Below are 16,693 nucleotides of genomic sequence, written 5' to 3'. Positions count from 1 at the left end.
TTTAATATTTATTGTTTGTATTTTATCCCTATTCCTAAAACGTAACCATTTCCGGTATTATAGTCGTATATTTTATGGTCATCGCTGTCTAGTAATTTGTATTTTTTGTTGAAATCGTAACCTGCTTTAAAATTTAAAAACCAATTGCCTGCAACATTTCTTTCATATTCTAATGCCGAAGTCATTTGCGATAAAACTACTTTTGCAGCTTTGTTATCTGCATCAACCGTTTTGTCTAGGTGATAAAAGTTTCCATTAAAATTATTCGTCAGACTAAATTTGTTTCGATCATTATTAGAATAAGAAATTCTCGAATTTGGGAATCCGATTCTAAAATCGATTCTCTCATTCATTTTATAATCAAAAGCTGCAATCGGTGTAATTTTCGGAGCTCCGAAAATAGAGGTACGTCCCGCTCCAATTATTACATTTACTTTTGAACTTAGCCGCTGGCTTATTTCTAAATTTCCTAAAACAGTAATAACAGAAAAATCTAGTTTGCTCTGAAAATTCGCTGTTGGAATTATAGAAAACCTCCATTTTGTTTTTTCTTCTATTTCAGATGAATACTCAAATTTGTTTTGAACTTGGTTGAACTTATCCTCATCTGAATAAAAATTATAGGGATTTAATTCGTAATTCACCTTCAAATTAGAATATTCTAGCGTGTTTGCTATTTTGCTTTTTGCGCCTAATTTTTTCTGATAAAAAATAGCAATGTTTGTTTCATTAAAATTTATCTTTTCTGTCGGCTCGGTTTTAAAATTTATAGCAGCGCTAAAATTCTCCTGAGCTTTTAAACCTAAAAATGAAATCAAAAAAAGAGAACAAACTAAAAACCTTACTTTCATTATTTATTTTATTGGCTCAAAATTAGACGGATGACGCTCTTAAAAAAAAGAAGATATATATATGACGTGTTTTGATAGACAAAATCGTTGTTTTTAAGGTCGAATTAAGATTTTAGAATAGAACTTAGATTATAGATTGTTTTGTACAGTCTGTAGCTTAAAAAAGCGCGGTAGTATATGTTATAGTGTGTTGCCAAGGAGCACAATTTATATTTGCCCAAAAATTAAATTATGCGCAAGTTTATATTGATGCTACTTTTTGTACTAACCTTATTTTCATGTGGTACAGATACAGATACTGGAGAATTTACTGTTGGGTCTGATTATTTGGCTTTGAGTAATAAAGTGATTTTGATTGATACGATGACAGTCAATATGTCAACGATTAATTTTGATTCATTGGCAACTTCTAGCCGAGGTAGAATCCTGATAGGAAATTATGATGATCCCATTTTCGGAAAAGTAAAATCGGATAGCTATTTTCAGGTTTCTACAGATATTTATGCATTAAACAGTGTTGGATCAGATACCGAATCTACAAATTATGTTTTTGATTCTATTTCTATGATTCTTAAGTATGATAGGTACTTTTATGGAGATACGACAAAAGTTCAGACGTTTAATATTCACAGATTAACTCAAAAAGTTAAGCCAAATAAAGAGGATAATAATTTCTATAATAATTCGACGCTGACTTACAGCTCGGAAAATTTGGGTTCAATATCATTTAAACCAAGGCCAAAGGAAAAAGATTCTATCAATATTCAAATGAGTAAAGAATTTGGAGAAGCTCTTTTTCAAAAAATAAAGAAAAGAGAAGTTACAGATTTTGATAGTTTTACAGAATATCTCAAAGGATTTGTATTGGTTCCCGAAAATTCAAGTTCGTCCAATGTTATCGGATTTAGTGTTTCGGAAAGTAAGGTTCGGTTGTATTACTCGAAGTATCAGACAGATAATGAAACGCCATATATAATCGATTTTTCGATTTTAGACACTTCTAAACAGTTTAATTCTATTTCGCTCGACAAAACAGGAACGATCCTGCAAAATCTCCCCGTATCTACCGGTACATTACCAAGTACACTAGTCAACAACCAAGGATTTATACAATCTGGAACAGGTGTTGCTTGTCGGGTCGATTTTCCAAATATAAAACAGTTTAAGAATATTTCGGCAAACGGCGCTATTGTCGATGCAGAATTAGTTCTTAAACCAGTTAATAATACTTATTCAGAAAAATATCCTTTGGCTGATTCGCTAACTGTTTATGTGGGAGATAATTTAAATAGAATAAGCGGAACTCTTGTCAATGCTGCTGGCGCTTCGGTTTATGGAAGGCTGAGTAAAAGCAGTGATGAATTTAACGAAAATGTAGCATATTCAATTTCGGTCGGAGCCTTTCTTCAAAAGGAAATGCTAAAACAATCTGATTCAAGATCATCGCTTATTTTGACACTGCCTGGAATTGCACAATCTGTAAACAGAATCGTTCTGGGTGATCAAAAACATTTCAACAATAAAATTCAGCTGAAAATTTATTACATCTCTTATTAAATGAAAAATAAAATTGTTTTATGGAGCTGCTTCCTTTTAATGTCGCTGACTTCGTTTTCTCAAAGTATTTCAAGTTCTCCATATTCGCTTTATGGTTTAGGAAGTCTGTATGACTCAGATTTTGGCTATTTGCCTTCAATTGGTGGCTCTGGAATTGCTTTACCTTCAGATACTTTTATCAATAATTTAAATCCAGCTTCTTTAGGATTTATGTATCAAAATCATTTTCTTTTTGATATTGGAGGAAAAGCAATTGCGACAACATATCAGAGCAGTAATCGTACAGAAAAGCGAAATAATTTTCAGTTTTCTCATTTGGCTTTTGCTTTTCCAGTCACAAAAAACTCTGGCTTTAGTTTGGCGCTTCGCCCATATTCAAGTTCGGTATTTAAAATCTCAAATTTAAAACTTCCAATTGCCGATAGTCAGGAATATTATTACGTTACGGCACAAGGATCTGGAGGTTTAAACAATCTAGATTTTTCATACGGATATCGATTTGGAAAAAAATTAACAGTAGGAGCAACTGGAACGGTACTTTTTGGAAACACCGTTGATGATCGTGCTTTCTTGATTTCAAATGCTATTACCACTGTTCATAAGCAAACAGATTATAGAGGCGTTCGTGCAACATTAGGAGCCCAGTTTAAAATAGATTCTACATTTACAATTGGAACAACGTTTAAAGTTCCAACAAGAATAAATGCTTCCAAAGTACAATCTGTAACAAGTATTGCAGATGAAGTAGAATCTTCTATTGAAACCAATAAAGCTTCAGATACAGACGATTATTATATGCCGCTAGAAATTGGTTTTGGAGCAAGTAAACGATTTAAAAATAATTTGAGTGTAACTTTAGATTATGAAAAAAGCTTCTGGAGTAATACAAACCAATCCGATCTTTATGGTGAATTTGTAAATCAAGATCGTTTTGCATTAGGAGTTACCTATAGCACTAAAAAGAATGTTAGGAAATATTGGGATAGGGTAGGTTATGCTGCAGGTATAAACTTTGATAATGGCTATCTGGAAATTGACAAACAGCGTGTCAATAGCGCATCTATTTCTTTTGGACTAAATCTTCCAATAGAAAATACATTTTCATCACTTAATATTTCTTATTCTTACGGACAGAAAGGCAGAATTGCAAATGATCTAATAAAAGAAAACTACCACAAAATATCACTTAATCTATCGTTGGACGGAATTTGGTTCGTCAAGCGAAAGTTTGAATAATGCTTTAAAAGTCTTTTTTGATTACCGGATATTTATACTCTAAAATTGACTCTAAAACTTTTGGGTCAGAATTGACATAAAATACTGGGTCAATATCTGTACTTTCAGAAAAGCCAACTTTGTCTTTAAGTAGATTTTTAGTTTGGCGCGCAACAGCTTCTCCTGAGTCTATTATTTTAATATGATCTGGGAGAATTTTTTTTATCTGAGGAATTAGATAAGGGTAGTGGCTGCATCCTAATACCAAGTAGTCAATATTAGCTTCAATCATTGGCTGAAGGTATGACTCTAACAATTGTGTCATTTCTGGTGAGTGCAAATTGCCATCTTCAATCAGCTGTACAAGTCCGTGTCCAACCTGCTCTATGATTTTTGTGTTATGAAACATCTCGGCAGTTTTATTAAACAACTCACTGTTTAGCGTTCCCTTTGTAGCTAGAATTCCAATAACCTGAGTTTGAGAATTGTTTGCGGCAGGCTTAATGGCAGGTTCAATTCCAACAAACGGAATATCATAATCTGCACGTAGTTCTACTATAGCATTTGTTGTAGCTGTATTACAGGCAACAACAATTAGTTTGCAGTTATTCTCTAGTAAAAACTCTACATTTTTTTTGCTTAATGCAACAATTTCATCTTTACTTCTTTGACCATATGGCGCATTTTTACTGTCAGCCAGATAAATGGTTTTTTCATTTGGAAGAAGGTCATGAATGGCGCTCCAAATGGAAGTTCCGCCAATACCAGAATCAAAAACGCCTATAGGATTATTGTTTGTCATAAAGCAAATTTACTATTTTTTAATAAAAATTCGATATTCTAAGTTAAGTGAAATCTTGAAATAATACCAAAGATTAGCTTTAATTTTTTGTAAAAAAAAACTGCTCAAATTATATAAATTGAGCAGTTTAAATTATGAGATTTAATTTCTTAGAATCCTAAATCTTTTTTAACATCAGCAGTGATGTTTGGACCATCAGCTAATAATAAAGTAGAACCGTCTAAAACGTATTGGAAACCTTTAGCTTTTCCAACTTTTTGGATAGAAGCTCTAACTTTTTCCATTAATGGTTTTACGATATCTGTTTCTTTTTGTTGCAATTCTTTTTGAGCATTGTCTCTGTAATCAACAATTCTCTTTTGCATATCTTGAACTTCTTTAGAACGCTCACCGTTTACAGCATCTGTTACAGTTGCAGCTTCAGCTTCGTACTTTTTAATTTTTACTTGATATTCGTCAACCATTTTTTTGTATTCAGCATCATATGTACCACTTAATTTTTGCAGTTGATTTTGAGCATCTAGCATAGCAGGCATTTTAGACATGATCTCGCTTACATCAACATGAGCTACCTTCGCTTGCGCGTTCATTGTGTTACTTGCTCCTAAAATAAGAATTGCAGCAATTAGTAAAGTTTTGATTTGTTTCATCATTTTTAAAATATTAATTAATTATTGGTCGTATTTGTTTTTTGTGTTTCGGCTTCTTTTGCTTTTTTAGCCGCTTCTCTTTCTTCTAAAATCTTCTTTCTTCTTTCTTCCAATTCTTTTTTACGCTGTTCGTAAAGTAATTGTCTTTCCTCTGCTTTCGTCATTGCCGGCTGCTCAGTAGCTGGAGTTTCTCCAGTTGATGTTGGCGCTGTAGTTTTAGCAGTCGAGCTAGTTTTAGCAGCATCCGTTGCAGCAGCAGGAGCTACTGTTGCTGGTGAGGCTGTTCCAGAAACCGTGCCATTTTTTTTAGCATCTCTTTCTTCTTGTAGAGCTTTTCTTCTGTCTTCATATTCTTTCCTCTTAGCATCTTGCTCTAGCTTTCGGTCTTGGATCAGTTTTTCTCTAGCAGCTCTTTTTTCATCTAGTGCTTTTTGTCGATCGGCCATTGCTGGATTTTCATCAATTGCGTTCTCAATGTTTTCTTTAGCTTCCTGTTCTTTCAGTTGTTTTTTACTTAACTGCTCACGTTTTTCAGTACGGTTTAAAATTCTTAAAACCTGATCGCTGATATCAAATCTTTTATTGCTGAAAAGCATGGTAAGATCTGATGATTTATCAAAAACAAAATCATAATTTTTTGCTTCTGCGATATCTTGCACAGCTGTAAAAACCTGGTCTTGTATAGGTTTTGCCAAAGCTGCTTTCTGTCTCATTAGATTTCCATCAGAACCAAATTGTTTCTGCTGATAATCCATCATTTCTTGTTCAAGAAACTTAATTTCTGTTTCTCTTTCTTCTATTAATTCTTTTGTAAGTAAAGCTTTTTCTGTTTTTAAGCTTTCTTTCAAATTATTTATATTTAATTTTTTGGCCTCAACTTCTTGTTTCCACTTTTGAGCTTTTTGCTCTAATTGTGATTTAGCTTCTTTATAGTCGGAAACATTTTCTAAAATATATTCCATGTCGATGTAGCCAATTCGAGTAGTCTTACCTTGCGCCTGACTTGTATTTGCTACAATCAAGGCTAAAAATATAAATAAAAATTGTTTTCTCATAACATAACTTTATTTGATGATTTTTAACCAAACGTTATTTCACTAAAATTGTTGTCCAATAATAAAGTGTGTTTCCCATCCATTAGCTTTTGTTTGCCCTGGAAGAGCATCAAATCCGTAACCAAAGTCAATACCCAATAATCCAAATGCAGGCATGAATACACGTAAACCAGCTCCAGCAGAACGATTTAAATCAAATGGGTTGTAATCTTTGAACGTTGGATAAGATGAACCTGCTTCTAAGAACGTTAAGGCAAAAATAGAAGCCGATGCTTTTAATGTAATTGGGTAACGTAATTCCATAGAGAATTTGTTGTAAATTGTTGCTCCAATTGCATCACCATTTGCATTTACAGGAGTCAAAGAGTTGTTTGGATAACCTCTCAACTGAATTGTCTCTCTACCATCCATTGAGTATTGTGCCATACCATCACCTCCTAAGTAAAAACGCTCAAACGGAATTACACCTCTTTCTTGGTTATAAGCCCCTAAGAAACCAAATTCGGTAAGTGTTCTTAATACTAATTTTCCATAAACTTTAGTATACCAATCTCCTTTAAATTTAATTTTATAGTATTCTAACCAGTTGTATTTTTTCTGATCGACTTTTGCTACATCTGTATCAGCGCTTGAATAATCAGATCCAACACTTACATAACCAGTTTGCCCATTTACGGTCTCTGTTTTTACATAGTCACCATTGTTAAGTGGTTTTCCATCTACACCACTTCCAGATGTTCCTGTGTATTGTGTTTTATAATCTTTTTGGTTATGTAAATCACCATAATCAATTCCATTAAATAATGAATATGGAGGTGTAACTTTTGCCGAAATACTAAATTCAGAACCATACGTCGGGAATATTGGGTTTACCCCTTTATTGCTTCTTGAAAGACCGATTGTATAAGCTAGGTTTCTTGATGCCCCATCACCAAAAGTAAACAAACCTGTATTATAATTGTTCAAGTCGTAGTGCTGATAACTTACAGACTGTGATAATACGAAGTAGTCATCTGGCACGGTTAGTCTTTTTGCTAAACCAACTTGGATTGTAAAAATATTAAAACTTTTGCTTTTATCAACAGTTCTCGTGATGTAATTGTTAAGAAATTGCTTACTGTATGAAATAGATGAACTAAACTGTACGGGTTTCTTTCCTCCAAACCATGGCTCTGAGAAAGATAAACTATAGGTTTGGAAATATGTACTTCCTTGCAAACGAAGCGAGACTTTTTGTCCGTCTCCCATTGGTAAAGGCTTATAAGCTTCTTTATCAAATATTTTACGCGCTGAGAAGTTGTTAAACGAAAGTCCCAATGTTCCAATGAAACCACCACCTCCGTAACCTCCTTGAAGCTCAACCTGGCTAGATCCTTTTTCTACTACATTGTATTCAATATCAACTGTTCCTGCTCCAGCATCAACATTTTTAAATTTAGGATCGATTGCCTCAGGATCAAAGAAACCTAATTGTCCAATCTCACGAATCGTTCTAACTAATTGTTCTTTGCTATATTTTTCGCCTGGTTTTGTTCTTAACTCTCGGTAAATAACATGGTCGTTTGTTTTATCGTTTCCAACAACCGTAATTTTGTTGAAATAAGCGATAGGACCTTCTGTAACTCTAATCTCAAAATCGATAGTGTCATTAACTGTTTTTACCTCTACAGCATTAATGTTTGAGAACAAATAACCGTTGTTTTGGTATAAGTTGGTAATATCTTCTGCGTCTGGTTTAGACTTATCGGCAATTCTTTTTTCAAGTAAAACTCCGTTATAAGTTTCTCCTTTTTTGATTCCCAAATAACGGCTTAAAAGCTGATCTGAGTAAACTGTATTACCTAAGAATTTAATGTTTCCGAAGTAATATTTGTTTCCTTCTTCTACATCAATTTTAATAGCAAGTGTATTTTTCTTCTTATTATATTGTACAGAATCATAAATAATACGAGCATCGCGATACCCTTTTTCTTTATAGGCTGCGATTACTTTTTCTAAGTCAGTTTTATATTTTTCTGGAATAAATTTCGATGCTTTAAATACGCGAATGAAGTTTTTCTGTTTTGTGTCTTTCATTGCACCTCGCAACTGAGTGTCTGTGAGTTGTTTGTTTCCAGTGAAGTCAATGCTACTGATTTTTACTTTGTCTCCCTTGTCTATCCTGACAAGCATATTAACTTGATGCCCGTTTATAGTATCAGGAGTATTGGTGATTGTAACTTTAGTGTTATAAAAACCTTCTTTTTTGTATTTATTTTCGATGTAATTCTTAGTCGTAGTAATTAAGTTTTCGTTGACAATTTTATTCTTTGTCAAGTTGTTATCCTTAATTAAGGCTTCAACTTTGCTTTTCTTAACACCAACAATTTTAACCTCGTTTAATTTAGGAAGTTCGACGATATCTAGGTCTAAATAGATACTGTCATTTTCTACTTTATTAACATAGAAAGCGATTTCATCAAAAAGCCCCAGTTTTCCTAATTTTTTAATTGCGCTACTGATTTCTTCTCCAGGTACAGTTATCTCTTGTCCTTTCTGAAGTCCTGAAAAGGTTACAACCGTTTGTTCATTGAAGCTTATTTTACCAACAACAGAAACTTTAGCTAGAATATATTTTTTCCCTTGATCAAAAGGAACTCTTTCTTGTGCTTTAATTTGTGAAAAACTACCCAAAAGTAAAAGGGTAAGGACTATTTGTATTTTTTTTTGCAACACTAAAAAATTATTTAATTTGTTCACTGGTTTTTCCAAATCTACGTTCTCTTTTTTGATAACTAATAATAGCCTCATATAAATCTTGGTCTTTAAAGTCTGGCCACAAGACATTAGTAAAATACAATTCTGCATAGGCAATCTGCCACAGCAAAAAATTACTTATTCTATGTTCTCCACTTGTTCGTATTAATAAATCTACGTCTGGTAAATTTTGCGTGTAAAGATGCTCATTTATAATTGAATCGTCAATAGTGTCTATTGAAATTATATTATTTTTAACTTTATCACTAATTGACTTTACAGCATTTACCAGTTCCTCTCTGGAGCCATAACTTAAAGCGAGGGTAAGAGTTAAACGAGTATTGTTTTTGGTTTTTTCCATAACATCCAAAAGTTCTTTTTGGGCTGTTTTTGGTAATTTATCAAGATTTCCAATTGCATTAAGTCTGATATTGTTTTCTTCAAGGGTTACAAGTTCTTTTTTTAATGAATTAATCAATATTTTCATTAATGCCTGCACCTCCAGTTTAGGACGATTCCAGTTTTCTGTAGAAAAAGCGTATAAAGTTAAATACTCAATTCCAAGTTTAGCCGAGGTTTTGATTATTTCTTTTACAGATTTTGTTCCATTTTCATGGCCAAATGCACGCAGGAAGCCTTGTTGTTTTGCCCAGCGTCCGTTGCCGTCCATGATAATGGCAAGGTGTTTAGGTAAGTTTTTGTGATCTATTGATTCTATTAAATTCATTTTATTCTGGGCAATAGCAAGGTTTTTGTCCAAAGGTATACGTTAAAGTAAGACCTGAGAAAACATACCAGTCATTATTATTTAAATTTCCAAATTTTAGGATTTGTGTATTGCTTGTATTAGGATTACTTCCGTCAATGTTGTCTGTAAAGGTATAACGTGCTCCGACTTCGGCTCCTAAAACAAAACGAGGCGAGATATTAGATTTTATACCTAATATAATTGGTATTGCTGCAGAACTACGGTTTTTTTGAGCGTATATTACGTTTGGGTTTGAAGTATATCTGTACAAGTTGTCAAAAATAAAGTAATTTAAACCGGTAAAGACATAAGGAGTTATCTTAGTATGGTAATCATGCAGATTAAAATCGAAAAAATTGAATTCTAGTCCAGCAGAAAATTCTTTAATATCATTGTCAAAGCGATAGCCTCTCTGATTTCTTCCTGTTTCATCTGATTTAAAATCATTTCCGCTAATGTTTGATTGCATGTAAGAAAATCTCCAAGCATGTCTTGGGCTTCTATTCCACTTGTAAAGAACACCAAAAGCTGGTTTTTCTGGGGAGATGTAAGTTGTTTTTCCAACATCGCCTACAAAGTTACTTCCGCCAAAAAAGACACCAATCTCATTGATTTGAGCATTTAGTGTAATAAGGGGGAAAAAACATAACAATAAATTAAAAATTTTCTTCATTTAATTCAAAATTGCGTGCAAATATAATAATTATCAATACGAATCAAAGTTCCTTTAGTTAAATGTGCTTTTTTTTCAATTTACGTTATGATTTTGAGCCATTTAATGATGATTCACTACATGCAGAACGAGAAAATGTGGTATTATCGTATAGTGAAGAATCAGAAAAGAGTTTAATTTCTTTTATCTTCTCCCCATAGCAGTTTGTTTCTTAACGTCTTTAAGAAAGTTTCGCCTGGTATTTCGACCATTTTAATTTTGTAATCTGTTTTTTTAATTTTTAAAATAGACTCGTTTTTCACAGAAGAAATTCTTGAGTCTAAAGAAACCAAATACTGGTCTTCTCTTCCTGATACGCGCAATGTAATTTCTGTGTCGTCTGGAATAACTAGAGGTCTGGCGGTTAAATTATGTGGTGCAATTGGTGTAATAACTAAACTTTTGACATCTGGTGTTAAAATTGGTCCACCGCAACTTAAAGAATATCCTGTAGAACCTGTTGGTGTTGAAATGATTAAACCATCAGCCCAATAAGAATTTAGATATTCATTATTTAAATATGTTTCGACAGTAATCATCGAAGTGGTATCTTTTCTACTCACAGTAACTTCGTTCATTGCAAAATTAAGTTCTTCAAAAGCTTTGTTATAAGGTTCGCAAGTTAAGCCTAATAAGGTTCTTTCAGAAGTTGTATAATTTTGGCTAATAACATATTGAAGTAAAATGTCAATGTTTTCTTTCTGAACTTTAGCCAAGAAACCTAATCTTCCAGCATTAATTCCTAATAAAGGAACGCCGGAATTTCGAACAAATGCAGCGGCTCTAAGAATCGTACCGTCACCTCCAATACTTATCAGCATTTCGAAACTATTGTCTAAAGCAGTACTCGGTGAAAAAGTTTTGTATTCTTTTTTTACAAGCTGTTTTTCATAAAGCATGTTCAAGAAGTTTTCTTCAATTACCATTTCGACGTTGTTGGCATTGAAGAAATTGAATATGTCTTTTATAATAGGTTCGGTACTGTTCTGATAATATTGTCCGTAAATGGCTATTTTCATTCGTTGTAAATTAGATAATTTGTCAATGTGTAAATTAGATAATTTGGAAATGCGAAAATTATCTAATTAACTAATTCTCCCATTGGCACATTCATAATTTATATGTTGAGATATTTGTCTAAATAATCTGATCGCTCTTTTAGACTGTTAATATAGTTGTCTTCCTGATGTTCTGAAATAATTTCATATCCATATCTTCTATAAGTCTGAATGATTTCATTGATTGCTCCTAAACCAATTTTTACAGTAATTTGAACATTTTCTGTATCAGCTTCAGAGACAAAACATCCTAAAACTTTTCCATTATTACTTTCTACAATTTGGGTCACCTCGCTCATAGAATAATCCAAAAGACCTTTTTGCACAATAATAATAGCACCAGGTTCTTTTAAAAATGGAGTTTCTTGAAAAAATTTCATGATGTCTTCCATTTCATAATAACCTACGTAATTATTATTCTCATCAAGAATTGGGAGAAGATTGGTGTGGTTTTTTGCGAAAACTTCTAGAACATCTAGCCAGATCATCGATTTTCTGGCGAAAAAACGTTCTAAAGTATATTTATAATCAACTGCTTTTTTTTCAGTGTCAAATGTTTCAACATCGTCAGAAGAGATGTTTCCAATAAAAACACCGTCTTCCAAAATCGGAAAATGAGAAAAATTTACATCGATAAAAAAGTCCTGAATCGAGGCTATCGTTTCCTGACTGTCAATCGCTCTGAAATCGTTTGTGATATAGTTTGTAATTTCTGTCATAAATCAATTGAAGATATTTGATGCAAAATAATCAAAAAATACCGAAAACCGCTCTGTTTTACTTTGTATTTTTGTCGTAACAAATATAATGTTACTAGAATTAATATCTATTTATATGACAAAATTAAGTGTAAATATCAATAAAATAGCAACGCTTCGAAATGCCCGTGGCGGAAATGTTCCAGATTTATTAAAAGTAGCTGCAGATATTCAGCGATTTGGAGGGCAGGGAATTACTATTCATCCACGTCCAGACGAGCGTCATATTCGTTATCAGGATGCGCGCGATTTGAAAGCAGTTGTTACCACAGAATATAATATTGAAGGAAATCCGCAGCATAATTTTATTGATTTGGTTTTAGAATGCAAACCAGATCAGGTAACCTTAGTTCCAGATGCAATTGGAGCAATAACTTCTTCTGCAGGTTGGGATACGATTAAAAATCAAGAATATTTAACTGAGGTTATCCAAGAGTTCCAAAAAAACGGAATCAGAACATCAATTTTTGTTGATCCAATTTTAGAAATGATTGAAGGAGCAAAAAAAACAGGAACAGATAGAATCGAATTGTATACGGAATCTTTTGCGCACCAATATAGTTTAGGAAACGAAAAAGGAATTGATCCGTACACTAAAGCTGCAGAATTGGCAAACGAATTAGGTCTAGGAATCAATGCCGGACATGATTTAAGTTTAGATAATATTAAATTTTTCAAGCAAAATATTCCTGGTTTACTGGAAGTTTCTATTGGTCATGCCTTGATTTCAGAGGCACTTTACCTTGGGTTAGATAATACGGTAAACATGTATCTGAATAAATTGAAATAATTTTTCAAAGTAAAACTAAAAAGTAAATGTTATACTCAAAAATAGAAGGCGAAGGAAAACCGCTTGTCATCATGCACGGATTTCTTGGAATGTCTGACAATTGGAAAACTTTGGCAGGGCAATATGTAGAAGCAGGATTTCAGGTTCATATTTTAGATTTAAGAAATCATGGACGCAGTTTTCATTCAAATGAATGGAGTTATGAAGCCATGGTTCAAGATGTTTATGAATATTGTCAGGCAAATAATCTAACACGAATTGATATTCTCGGACATTCAATGGGGGGGAAAGTAGCAATGCTTTTTGCAACCACACATCCAGAGATTGTAGATAAATTAATTGTGGCAGATATTGGTCCAAGATTCTACAAACAACATCATCAGGAGATTTTGGCAGGATTAAATGCTGTCGATTTTTCGGTAAAACCAAGCCGAAATGATGTAGAGGAAATAGTGTCTCAATATGTTCCGGATTTTGGAACAAGACAATTCCTATTGAAAAATCTATATTGGAAAGAGCCAGGACAATTGGCCTTTAGATTTAATCTTGAAGCATTTAATAATAATCTCGATGCTATTGGAAAACCTTTGGAAGATCATTTAGTTTTTAATAATCCGACATTATTTATTAGAGGCGGAAATTCTGGCTATATTCAAGATGCTGATCTTGATGGAATTCGCAAGCATTTTCCAAATCTAAAATTAGAAACCATTCCAAATGCAGGGCACTGGCTTCATGCAGAAAATCCGAAAATGTTTTTTGAATTGACTGCTACCTTTTTAAAAGAGTAGTTATTTTTGATTAAAAAATTAGTACTTTTAAATAAATTTTAAACCAGAATAACTATGAAATTATTACTTAGACTCCTTGTTACTGCTGCCTTGGTTTTATTATTATCTAATATTTTGACTGGGGTTCATGTTGCTAGTTTTGGTACGGCTGTAATTGTTGCAGTAGTTTTAGGATTGCTGAACGTTTTTATAAAACCAATTTTAGTGATTTTAACCTTGCCGGTTACTTTTGTTACTTTAGGTTTGTTTTTACTGGTAATCAACGCGATAATTATTTTACTGTGCACTAATATTGTGGGCGGTTTTGCAGTAAATTCATTTTGGACAGCATTACTATTTAGTATTATTTTGTCTATACTTCAATCTATTACTTATAAAATACTTGGAGATGATAAATAAAACAAATGTAGCAGATTAAAACTGCTTCAAATACAATAGATTAAAAACTTGGTTGGGTTGCAAAAATTTTATAATTTTGCAACCCAATTTTATTATGTAAATTAAAGAAGAAGATGGATATTAAAAGAGTAGCAATAGACGCTGTAAACGAGACAATCGTTATGAACGTTGTTCATATGGATTATAAAGGTCAAGTAGCAAAAAGAATTAACGAAAAAATGCCTTTAGCGCAAGTAAAAGGATTTAGAAAAGGGGCAGTGCCTAAAGATCTTGTTGAAAAACAATACGGAAAAGCTATTAAGCAAGAAGAGATCAAAAAAGTAGTTGATTTGGCTTTAGAGCGTTATATTCAATCTGAAAGATTAAATCTTTTAGGAACTCCTCTTGCTAAAGTAAACGAAGATTTTAACTGGGATGCTGAAGAATTAACTTTCGAATACGAAATTGGTTTAGTGCCAAATTTTGAAATTGATCTTGAAGCTAAAAATAATATCGTAAAATATATTGTTACTGCTGACGATAAATTAATCGATGGACAAGTTGAGCGTATCCAAAAACAATTTGGAAAAGCAGTTCCTCAAGAAGTTTCTGATGCTAAATCTGATTTAACTGGAACTTTCTCAAACGAAGCAAACGGAATCAACAATACAACTACAATTTCTGTAGATGCATTCAGCAAAAAAGCTCAAAAACAATTCACAGGTAAAAAAGTTGGAGATGTTGTTACAGTAAGCACAAAAGGTTTATTTGAAGACGATCACCAATTAATGGATTACTTAAAAGTAGGTCACGAAGGTGTTCACGGTTTAGATGTTGAAGTAGACTTTACTATCAGCGCTATCAATGGTTCTGAGCCAGCTGAATTAAACCAAGAATTATTCGATAAACTTTTTGGTGAAGGAAAAGTAGCTTCTTTAGAAGATTTAAAAGCTAAAATTAAAGAAGACGCTGAATCTCAATTCGCTCAGCAAGCGGACCAAAAATTATTATTAGATGTTCAGGATTTCTTGATCGAAAACACAAAATTCGATTTGCCAGCTGAATTCTTGAAAAAATGGTTGCAAACTGTTGGAGAGAAAAAATTAACTGCAGAAGAAGCTGAAGTTGAATACGCAAGATCTGAAAAAGGTTTACGTTTCCAATTAATCGAAGGAAAAGCTTTAGCTCAAAGCAATATCCAAATTACATTTGATGACTTGAAAGAGTTTACATCAAACGCAATCAGACAGCAAATGGCTCAATTTGGTCAAACAAACCCAACTGACGAAGAAGTTCAAGGAATCGTGGCTAGAGTTTTATCTAACCAAGACGAAGTAAAAAGACTTTCTGAGCAAGTTGTAGCAGCTAAAATGTTAGATATCTTCAAAGAAAAAGCTAACCCAACTACAAAAGAGGTTACTTACGAAGAATTTATTGCAGCTTCTTACGGAGAATAAATTTTAGTCTGAAAGTTAAAAGTTGTAAAGTCAAAAGTTAAGAGACATACTTTTTAAAAATTAAGATTTTATTACAGAAACTGAAAGATAAAAATAATTATATTTGAACGTCAATGGAATTTTTGATTCTGTTGACGTTCTTTTTTTTGTTTCAAGTTTAAGGTTTCAGGTTTCATGTTTTCTTCAGTTAACTTGAAACCTTAAACTTGAAACAAAAGAAACGTTTCAGACAAATTGGCATCTCTTATAAAAAGGTATGAACTTTGTTTAATTCGTTTAAGTCACATGCTGACTTTAGACTTTTCAACTTTAAACTAAAAATATGAACTACGGTAAAGAATTCAAAAAATTTGCTACAAAGCACCAAGGAGTAAACGCAATGTATTACGATAAAATCGTAGCAGCGATGACACCAACAAACATGACTCCATATATTATCGAAGAGCGCCAATTGAATATTTCTCAATTAGACGTTTTCTCAAGATTAATGATGGACAGAATTATCTTTTTAGGAACAGGTATTGACGATCAGATTGCTAATATCGTTCAGGCTCAGTTGTTATTTTTAGAAAGCGCTGATGCTTCAAAAGATATTCAAATTTACTTAAACTCGCCAGGAGGAAGTGTTTATGCAGGTTTAGGAATTTATGATACTATGCAATACATTAAACCAGATGTAGCAACAATCTGTACAGGAATGGCGGCTTCTATGGGAGCAGTTTTATTATGCGCAGGAGCTGCAGGAAAACGCTCTGCATTGCCTCACTCAAGAGTAATGATTCACCAGCCATCTGGAGGAGCACAAGGAGTTGCAACAGATATGGAAATCAACTTACGCGAGATGTTGAAATTAAAAGATGAATTATATAACATCATTTCTCAACATTCAGGACAAACTTTTGACAAAGTGCACAAAGACAGTGAGCGTGATTACTGGATGAAAGCAGACGAAGCAAAAGAGTACGGAATGATTGATGAAGTATTAAGAAGAGGATAATCTTTTAAGCTTCTAAGTTGCTAAGACACTAAGGTTCTAAGTGTTCTTTGCGATTTAAATTTTAAATAAAAAAATAAAAATATTAAGCTGTAAGGAGTTAAGTTTTAAAGTTTTAATTGAAAAGCTTAGAAACTTAGT

At 32.9% G+C, this 16,693-nt stretch carries 16 protein-coding genes; 7 read left to right on the top strand and 9 right to left on the bottom strand.

Annotation, left to right across the window (positions count from 1 at the left end; genetic code table 11):
* Positions 1–8: 8 nt before the first annotated feature.
* Entirely contained in the window at positions 9–851 is an 843-nt protein-coding gene (locus tag AAYQ05_RS10200; protein WP_343543097.1) for a DUF6268 family outer membrane beta-barrel protein, read from the bottom strand.
* Positions 852–1,082: 231 nt separating this feature from the next.
* On the opposite strand from AAYQ05_RS10200, the gene AAYQ05_RS10195 reads away from it, so the two are divergent.
* Together AAYQ05_RS10195 and bamG are read left to right on the top strand one after the other, a co-directional pair.
* Positions 1,083–2,408, top strand: coding sequence for a DUF4270 family protein (locus AAYQ05_RS10195; protein ID WP_343543096.1), 1,326 nt, complete (start codon positions 1,083–1,085; stop codon positions 2,406–2,408).
* Entirely contained in the window at positions 2,409–3,644 is a 1,236-nt protein-coding gene (gene bamG / locus AAYQ05_RS10190) for a BamG family beta-barrel-assembly machinery protein (protein ID WP_343543094.1), read from the top strand. It abuts the gene before it with no gap.
* A gap of 4 nt (positions 3,645–3,648) precedes the next feature.
* Here bamG and murI read toward each other — a convergent pair whose 3' ends face one another.
* The 8 genes from murI to AAYQ05_RS10150 all read right to left on the bottom strand — a co-directional run bounded on the left by murI (position 3,649) and on the right by AAYQ05_RS10150 (position 12,103).
* A complete protein-coding gene (gene murI / locus AAYQ05_RS10185; protein ID WP_177210904.1) occupies positions 3,649–4,425 on the bottom strand; it encodes a glutamate racemase in 777 nt (258 codons plus the stop codon).
* 149 nt (positions 4,426–4,574) lie between these two features.
* Positions 4,575–5,078, bottom strand: coding sequence for an OmpH/Skp family outer membrane protein (locus tag AAYQ05_RS10180; protein ID WP_170830271.1), 504 nt, complete (start codon positions 5,076–5,078; stop codon positions 4,575–4,577).
* Positions 5,079–5,092: 14 nt separating this feature from the next.
* Positions 5,093–6,130: an OmpH/Skp family outer membrane protein gene (locus tag AAYQ05_RS10175; RefSeq protein WP_343543092.1), complete on the bottom strand. Its 1,038-nt coding sequence runs from the start codon at positions 6,128–6,130 to the stop codon at positions 5,093–5,095.
* A 42-nt stretch (positions 6,131–6,172) separates the two neighbouring features.
* Positions 6,173–8,920 (bottom strand): BamA/OMP85 family outer membrane protein, encoded by a 2,748-nt coding sequence (locus tag AAYQ05_RS10170; RefSeq protein WP_343543091.1) that lies wholly within the window; start codon positions 8,918–8,920, stop codon positions 6,173–6,175.
* Complete coding sequence (uppS, locus tag AAYQ05_RS10165; protein WP_343543142.1) at positions 8,853–9,593, bottom strand: undecaprenyl pyrophosphate synthase; 741 nt, start codon at positions 9,591–9,593, stop codon at positions 8,853–8,855. The genes AAYQ05_RS10170 and uppS overlap by 68 nt, the downstream gene beginning before the upstream one ends.
* Position 9,594: 1 nt before the next feature.
* Positions 9,595–10,287, bottom strand: a complete 693-nt coding sequence (gene porG, locus AAYQ05_RS10160; protein ID WP_343543090.1) for a type IX secretion system protein PorG — start codon at positions 10,285–10,287, stop codon at positions 9,595–9,597.
* A 173-nt stretch (positions 10,288–10,460) separates the two neighbouring features.
* Positions 10,461–11,345, bottom strand: a complete 885-nt coding sequence (locus AAYQ05_RS10155; protein WP_281631182.1) for an NAD kinase — start codon at positions 11,343–11,345, stop codon at positions 10,461–10,463.
* Between the two features lie 98 nt (positions 11,346–11,443).
* Entirely contained in the window at positions 11,444–12,103 is a 660-nt protein-coding gene (locus tag AAYQ05_RS10150; protein ID WP_281631183.1) for a CBS domain-containing protein, read from the bottom strand.
* Between the two features lie 115 nt (positions 12,104–12,218).
* Here AAYQ05_RS10150 and AAYQ05_RS10145 point away from each other — a divergent pair, with 115 nt between their 5' ends.
* The 5 genes from AAYQ05_RS10145 (at position 12,219) to clpP (ending at position 16,555) form a co-directional block, all read left to right on the top strand.
* Positions 12,219–12,932 carry a pyridoxine 5'-phosphate synthase gene (locus tag AAYQ05_RS10145; protein WP_343543086.1) on the top strand — a complete coding sequence of 238 codons (714 nt, stop codon included), beginning with the start codon at positions 12,219–12,221 and terminating at the stop codon, positions 12,930–12,932.
* Positions 12,933–12,958: 26 nt separating this feature from the next.
* Positions 12,959–13,723 (top strand): alpha/beta fold hydrolase, encoded by a 765-nt coding sequence (locus AAYQ05_RS10140; protein ID WP_343543084.1) that lies wholly within the window; start codon positions 12,959–12,961, stop codon positions 13,721–13,723.
* 54 nt (positions 13,724–13,777) lie between these two features.
* Complete coding sequence (locus AAYQ05_RS10135) at positions 13,778–14,122, top strand: phage holin family protein (RefSeq protein WP_177210895.1); 345 nt, start codon at positions 13,778–13,780, stop codon at positions 14,120–14,122.
* 113 nt (positions 14,123–14,235) lie between these two features.
* Positions 14,236–15,558 carry a trigger factor gene (locus AAYQ05_RS10130; protein WP_343543083.1) on the top strand — a complete coding sequence of 441 codons (1,323 nt, stop codon included), beginning with the start codon at positions 14,236–14,238 and terminating at the stop codon, positions 15,556–15,558.
* 322 nt (positions 15,559–15,880) lie between these two features.
* Complete coding sequence (gene clpP, locus AAYQ05_RS10125; protein WP_201998525.1) at positions 15,881–16,555, top strand: ATP-dependent Clp endopeptidase proteolytic subunit ClpP; 675 nt, start codon at positions 15,881–15,883, stop codon at positions 16,553–16,555.
* Positions 16,556–16,693: the final 138 nt, after the last annotated feature.

Source organism: Flavobacterium movens, assembly GCF_039581425.1.
Classification (GTDB): Bacteria; Bacteroidota; Bacteroidia; order Flavobacteriales; family Flavobacteriaceae; genus Flavobacterium; species Flavobacterium luteolum.
This window is presented reverse-complemented; position numbering and strand designations above follow the sequence as displayed.

What these genes read in the sequence shown, in the direction of transcription:
- AAYQ05_RS10200 (WP_343543097.1), bottom strand. Translation starts at nt 851, where the DNA reads ATGAAAGTAAGGTTTTTAGTTTGTTCTCTTTTTTTGATTTCATTTTTA.
- AAYQ05_RS10195 (WP_343543096.1), top strand. Translation starts at nt 1,083, where the DNA reads ATGCGCAAGTTTATATTGATGCTACTTTTTGTACTAACCTTATTTTCA.
- bamG (WP_343543094.1), top strand. Translation starts at nt 2,409, where the DNA reads ATGAAAAATAAAATTGTTTTATGGAGCTGCTTCCTTTTAATGTCGCTG.
- murI (WP_177210904.1), bottom strand. Translation starts at nt 4,425, where the DNA reads ATGACAAACAATAATCCTATAGGCGTTTTTGATTCTGGTATTGGCGGA.
- AAYQ05_RS10180 (WP_170830271.1), bottom strand. Translation starts at nt 5,078, where the DNA reads ATGATGAAACAAATCAAAACTTTACTAATTGCTGCAATTCTTATTTTA.
- AAYQ05_RS10175 (WP_343543092.1), bottom strand. Translation starts at nt 6,130, where the DNA reads ATGAGAAAACAATTTTTATTTATATTTTTAGCCTTGATTGTAGCAAAT.
- AAYQ05_RS10170 (WP_343543091.1), bottom strand. Translation starts at nt 8,920, where the DNA reads ATGAGGCTATTATTAGTTATCAAAAAAGAGAACGTAGATTTGGAAAAA.
- uppS (WP_343543142.1), bottom strand. Translation starts at nt 9,593, where the DNA reads ATGAATTTAATAGAATCAATAGATCACAAAAACTTACCTAAACACCTT.
- porG (WP_343543090.1), bottom strand. Translation starts at nt 10,287, where the DNA reads ATGAAGAAAATTTTTAATTTATTGTTATGTTTTTTCCCCCTTATTACA.
- AAYQ05_RS10155 (WP_281631182.1), bottom strand. Translation starts at nt 11,345, where the DNA reads ATGAAAATAGCCATTTACGGACAATATTATCAGAACAGTACCGAACCT.
- AAYQ05_RS10150 (WP_281631183.1), bottom strand. Translation starts at nt 12,103, where the DNA reads ATGACAGAAATTACAAACTATATCACAAACGATTTCAGAGCGATTGAC.
- AAYQ05_RS10145 (WP_343543086.1), top strand. Translation starts at nt 12,219, where the DNA reads ATGACAAAATTAAGTGTAAATATCAATAAAATAGCAACGCTTCGAAAT.
- AAYQ05_RS10140 (WP_343543084.1), top strand. Translation starts at nt 12,959, where the DNA reads ATGTTATACTCAAAAATAGAAGGCGAAGGAAAACCGCTTGTCATCATG.
- AAYQ05_RS10135 (WP_177210895.1), top strand. Translation starts at nt 13,778, where the DNA reads ATGAAATTATTACTTAGACTCCTTGTTACTGCTGCCTTGGTTTTATTA.
- AAYQ05_RS10130 (WP_343543083.1), top strand. Translation starts at nt 14,236, where the DNA reads ATGGATATTAAAAGAGTAGCAATAGACGCTGTAAACGAGACAATCGTT.
- clpP (WP_201998525.1), top strand. Translation starts at nt 15,881, where the DNA reads ATGAACTACGGTAAAGAATTCAAAAAATTTGCTACAAAGCACCAAGGA.